This window comes from Methanobrevibacter sp., from assembly GCF_045644645.1.
Lineage (GTDB): Archaea > Methanobacteriota > Methanobacteria > Methanobacteriales > Methanobacteriaceae > Methanocatella.
Window position 1 is genome coordinate 1 of the sequence record NZ_JAZRHE010000053.1, and the last position, 4,789, is coordinate 4,789.

Consider the following 4,789-nt stretch of genomic DNA (forward strand, 5'->3'; position numbering starts at 1 on the left):
AACTTTATTAACAAAGGATAATCACGAGAATAATTATATACTTACCAAATTCTCAAAGAAAATTAAGGAAAATATTTTCATAAAATTGTAATCATCAACCATCATACATTTTTTATTATTAATCAAAATTGTTTTTATCATAAAATAAACAATTTAAAGAATTTTAAAAAATTAATCATCAACCAAAAAATATGTTAATCATCAACCACATACATAATAGCAATTAAGAAAAATAAGTCGATACTATGTTTGAACCTCAATTTACATACACCGATAAAATCGTGAATTATATTGCAGAAATCGCTTCAGCTAAAGAAGTCATCAGCAATGCAAAAATAATCCCATTATATGATACCCAATTAAAACAGGAGGCTCTCATTAGATCTTCACATTATTCAACATCAATTGAGGGGAATCCTTTAAATTTAGATGAAGTAGAAACATTAATCAAAAACAATCAAGAACCAACTACTAAAGCAGAACAGGAAGTATTAAATTATTTCAATGTATTAAATCATTTAGATCAATATTCGGATGAAATTATTACTTCCGACACAATTTTATCAGTACATAAAGATTTGACTAAAGATTTATTGCGCAATCCTGAATATGAGGGCAAATTTAGAGATACTCGCGTATTTATTGGTAATCTACATACTCAGGAAATAAATTATATGCCTCCAGATGCTTATAAAGTACCAGGTTTAGTAGATGATTTATTAGATTGGCTAAACAATTCGACAGATGAAATGTACCCCGTCATTATCGCTGGAATTCTTCATTATGAATTAGTACGTATCCACCCCTTTGTTGATGGAAATGGACGTACCAGCAGACTTATGGCAACATTGATTTTATCAGTTCACAAATTTAATATCAATAACTACTTCACTTTAGACGAATATTACAATCAAGACAGACAGGCTTATGTTGATGCACTAAACAGTGCCGATAAAAACCATGATTTAACAAATTGGCTGGAATATTTCTGTGGCGGAGTATTATACTCAATAAATAAAGTTAAATCAGAAGTGTTAAAATTAGCCAAAATCACATCAAAATATGACAATACCATTCAATTAACTCCAAATGAAATTTCTGTATTAACACTTCTTGAAGAAAAAGGACATATTCAAAATAAAGATATTCGGGAGAGGTTAAACATTACCCCTCAAGGCAGCTATAAGATTATTAAAAAATTAAAAGATAAGGAATTAATAGAAAGTAGGGGAAACGGTAGAAATACAGAATACCTATTAAAATAAATTCTTTAATAAAACAGGAATCATCAACCTTAATCATCAACCATCATAAATTTTTTATTTTTAATTAAAACTGTTTAAATCACCAAATAAGTAATTTGATGAATTTTATAAAATTAATCATCAACCAAAAAATATATTAATCACCAACTAGCAAATATGTTAAATCGAATGTTATCTTATGAAACACGTTTCACAATAACAAAAACACTATATGTCTCAAGCACACAGGATTATGTCCTTGCATTGGCAAACTTCTATTCCATAACTCCCCTAGTTCCTGTACTGAGGATATTGAATTGGGATATACCACATGCCAATAACATAGCAAAGAATAATTCAATCACCTACCTGATGGATGTTGAATTTACAAAAAGAATGACAATATGCTGCGATGCGGCATGGAACCTCGAATCATCAATTTACAATGTGCTCTACATCAACGGTGCAGGATCAACTATCGAAGCTTCATTCAAATCCCGAGATGAAGACAAATGGATAGTTTTAAGCAACGATACTGCATTGGCCGCAAGAAACATAACCCTTAAAGGATTCAATACAGCAATCGAAAATATGGGCGGAGAGTGCATGCTCTTATTCGTAAATTTCGACAAGAACAAGATGGACTACCTCGTTGAGAGGGACTGGGGAGCTGCAATACTCAACACAGGTTTACTCACCTGCATCAACTGCTCTTTCACTAACAACTTTGCCAAAAACGGAGGAGCAATATTCAACCAGGGGATGCTGACAAATAGTAAACTGTATCTTTTCAGGCAATGAAGCATACAACAAAGGTAATGACATCTGTGTCGGCGAAGGAGGTCGAGTAGTCTTTGACGGGAAAGAAATCACTGGTGATGGCGAGTGCTCCTATGTTGAATTCCCTGAAAGCTTATCCCTAACTAAACGTACCATACTCACAGTAATGAGTTATGTGCTAGGTTACCTTGGAGGAATGGTCGTTGGTGCGATTACAGCTAATTTAGCAATAGGTGTTGCCGTAGGGGCAGCTCTCGGTGCTTTAATAGGTACAGCATTTTCCGCTTATATTAATTCCGAAGTTTATGATGTGAACTATAATCGGTTGACAACCTGCCTGAATCTGATTATCGGAACAGCTGCTGCAGGCGCAGCGGGGGGATTCTGGGGTACTGCAGTAGGTCAAGCATTAGATGACTCTGTTATCTACTTTAGTCCAGATAGTTATAATTTCAATACTGTCAAACTCGGTAATTTATTTACTACAATATTTATAGGATCTGGCGTAGTTGGTTCAGTTGGTGGAATAAGCTATTACTACACCAACGATTAGGCAAAGTGCAAAATCACTTTTCCTTTTCTCCATCTCTTGGAGATATTATATTCAGTAAATTATTGATTATGGCATGCAATTTCATATGCTGTTGAGAACTCGCTTTGATGCGTTTTCTTGGGATTTGAATGGGTCGATTGCTTTAATCGACTTTATTTCAAATCTGACAACTTTTTTTGAGATTCAAAAATCTAAACCATTAATTAAATGTATTCTAAAATTATAATGCTGCGAATTTTACTTCCAGCAATGCAGACAGGATTATTATCAAGCCATTGCTCTAAAGTTAGTTCACGACATTAAAAATCATAAAGTTTAAAAATCATTTAAAAATCTTATTGCCCGTATACTATACAAAATATAATGTACTTTTAGCTCCTACACTAATAATTATTGATTTTATAATACTTAAAAAAACCCACAATTATGTCTAAAAATAAAATTTGGAAATAAATTATACTTCCCAAATTTCAATATTTTACATTAATGAAAAAGTTTTTATTGGCACGAATATTACATTATCAACTTTTTCAATAGTTTTTGTTGTATCTGATATAACAATTCCATGTGGAGCTTTATATCTTCTTATCGCATCATTGATTTGACTGGTACCTTTATTGCCATGCCCAACTTCTATTGGAATTACCTCATCAAAATCTTTTTTTATTATAAAGTCAACACGCTGCTTTTTCACTTTATATGTGTCATAAAATATGCCAAAATCAAAGAATCTTTCACTATTTTTCAGGTTGACGAGGTTCGATCCGACTAATGTTTCAAGCAATATCCCTTCATATTCGCTCAATTTTATAGATGAAAATCCGAATTTGAGATTAATTGCATGCATTATGCTTGGGGTTGCAAAATAGTATTGCCATGATTTTTTTGCTCTTGCATTTGCACCGGCATAGGGTTCTGTGTGAAATATTAAATGAGTCTTTTCAAGCAAGTCCATTATTGTATTTACACTTCCAGCCGATGTTTTGATTTTATTTGCAAGTGCATTTTGTGATATGTCACCAGGGTATTTTTCTGCTAAAAATTTCATCAACCTTAATGCATTGGTTTGCGTATTGGCCGTTAGGTTGTTCATTGTTCCCAGATCTTTTGTCACTACAGTTTCAACCGAATAGTACAATTTTTTTGATGCATTTCTGTAATTGGTATCATGCATCACAGATGGAAATCCGCCGAATTTAAAATAGTTATCCCAATCCATAGAATTATAATTCTTTAAATTCAATAAATCACGATTAATCTTATTTTCTTTTATGATTGCAGCATCAACATTACCATTGAACAATAAGTCAACCAAATCATTGGAAATGTCAGTTTGATAATTGTATTTTAATTTTAGGTGTTGTGAATAATTTAATGGTGTTATCGGATATCTTATCATTCTTCTCGCTGCTTCGGCATTATACTCCAGATTTATTGCAGATGAACCTGTAAAAATCATGAAAATGTTTTTTGATTTATCATTGATTAGTTTGCCTGAAATCGACCAATCCTTGTCAAAGTGCGACTCGTCGACTAATAGGAATATCTTTTCGTTGAGCGTCTGCAGTGATGAGTTATGGAATGTCTTTAGATAATATTTAACTGTATCATAGATATCACAGTCTTCTATTTTATTTAGCTCTTCGCATGAAAAATATAAAATCTGTTCGGGATTGATATTTTTTTGATTCAATAGATAGTCATATGCCTGAAATAGAATTGTTGTTTTTCCAACACCCCTTAGACCGGGCAATACAATATAACGATTAACATTATTTCCATCGATAAATTCATCCATTAAAAGTTTTATTTCATCAAAATCATCCCTATGGTTAAATTTAACTCCCATATTGGACAATTCATTGTTTAGGGATAATGGAGTGTCCGTAATTTGACTTTGTAAAAAATCATAAAATGAATCTTCATTTTCAGGATTCATGATAATCACCTCTTTGATAATATATTGAATGATATAATATAAATATTTATTCAATATATTGAATGATAATATATAAATAAGCATTCAATAATTTATATAAAAATTATTCTTTTGCAATTCATCCACAACCTAAAAGTTGGAGTATAGAATGAAAACACAACAGTTACATAATTTATATTAATGTTTTAGAATTAGATATTTTGTCCTAAAACTATTTAAAATTTATTATTTTTTAAAATTGAATAAGGACAAATTTGTTAAACAAATTTTGAC

At 31.4% G+C, this 4,789-nt stretch carries 4 protein-coding genes; 3 read left to right on the top strand and 1 reads right to left on the bottom strand.

The window, feature by feature from the left end:
• Nucleotides 1–245: 245 nt before the first annotated feature.
• The 3 genes from ACKI4K_RS03235 (at nt 246) to ACKI4K_RS03245 (ending at nt 2,577) form a co-directional block, all read left to right on the top strand.
• Complete coding sequence (locus ACKI4K_RS03235; protein WP_407422233.1) at nt 246–1,265, top strand: Fic family protein; 1,020 nt, start codon at nt 246–248, stop codon at nt 1,263–1,265.
• A 168-nt stretch (nt 1,266–1,433) separates the two neighbouring features.
• A complete protein-coding gene (locus tag ACKI4K_RS03240; RefSeq protein WP_407422235.1) occupies nt 1,434–2,045 on the top strand; it encodes a hypothetical protein in 612 nt (203 codons plus the stop codon).
• A 145-nt stretch (nt 2,046–2,190) separates the two neighbouring features.
• The gene (locus ACKI4K_RS03245) at nt 2,191–2,577 is read left to right on the top strand and encodes a hypothetical protein (protein ID WP_407422237.1); all 387 of its coding nucleotides are present in this window, start codon (nt 2,191–2,193) and stop codon (nt 2,575–2,577) included.
• A 478-nt stretch (nt 2,578–3,055) separates the two neighbouring features.
• Here ACKI4K_RS03245 and ACKI4K_RS03250 read toward each other — a convergent pair whose 3' ends face one another.
• Nucleotides 3,056–4,516 carry an ATP-binding protein gene (locus tag ACKI4K_RS03250; RefSeq protein WP_407422239.1) on the bottom strand — a complete coding sequence of 487 codons (1,461 nt, stop codon included), beginning with the start codon at nt 4,514–4,516 and terminating at the stop codon, nt 3,056–3,058.
• Nucleotides 4,517–4,789 lie beyond the last annotated feature (273 nt).

Bases quoted from the DNA above. Each gene is read 5' to 3' on its own strand.
- ACKI4K_RS03235 (WP_407422233.1), top strand. From the start codon at position 246: ATGTTTGAACCTCAATTTACATACACCGATAAAATCGTGAATTATATT.
- ACKI4K_RS03240 (WP_407422235.1), top strand. From the start codon at position 1,434: ATGTTATCTTATGAAACACGTTTCACAATAACAAAAACACTATATGTC.
- ACKI4K_RS03245 (WP_407422237.1), top strand. From the start codon at position 2,191: ATGAGTTATGTGCTAGGTTACCTTGGAGGAATGGTCGTTGGTGCGATT.
- ACKI4K_RS03250 (WP_407422239.1), bottom strand. From the start codon at position 4,516: ATGAATCCTGAAAATGAAGATTCATTTTATGATTTTTTACAAAGTCAA.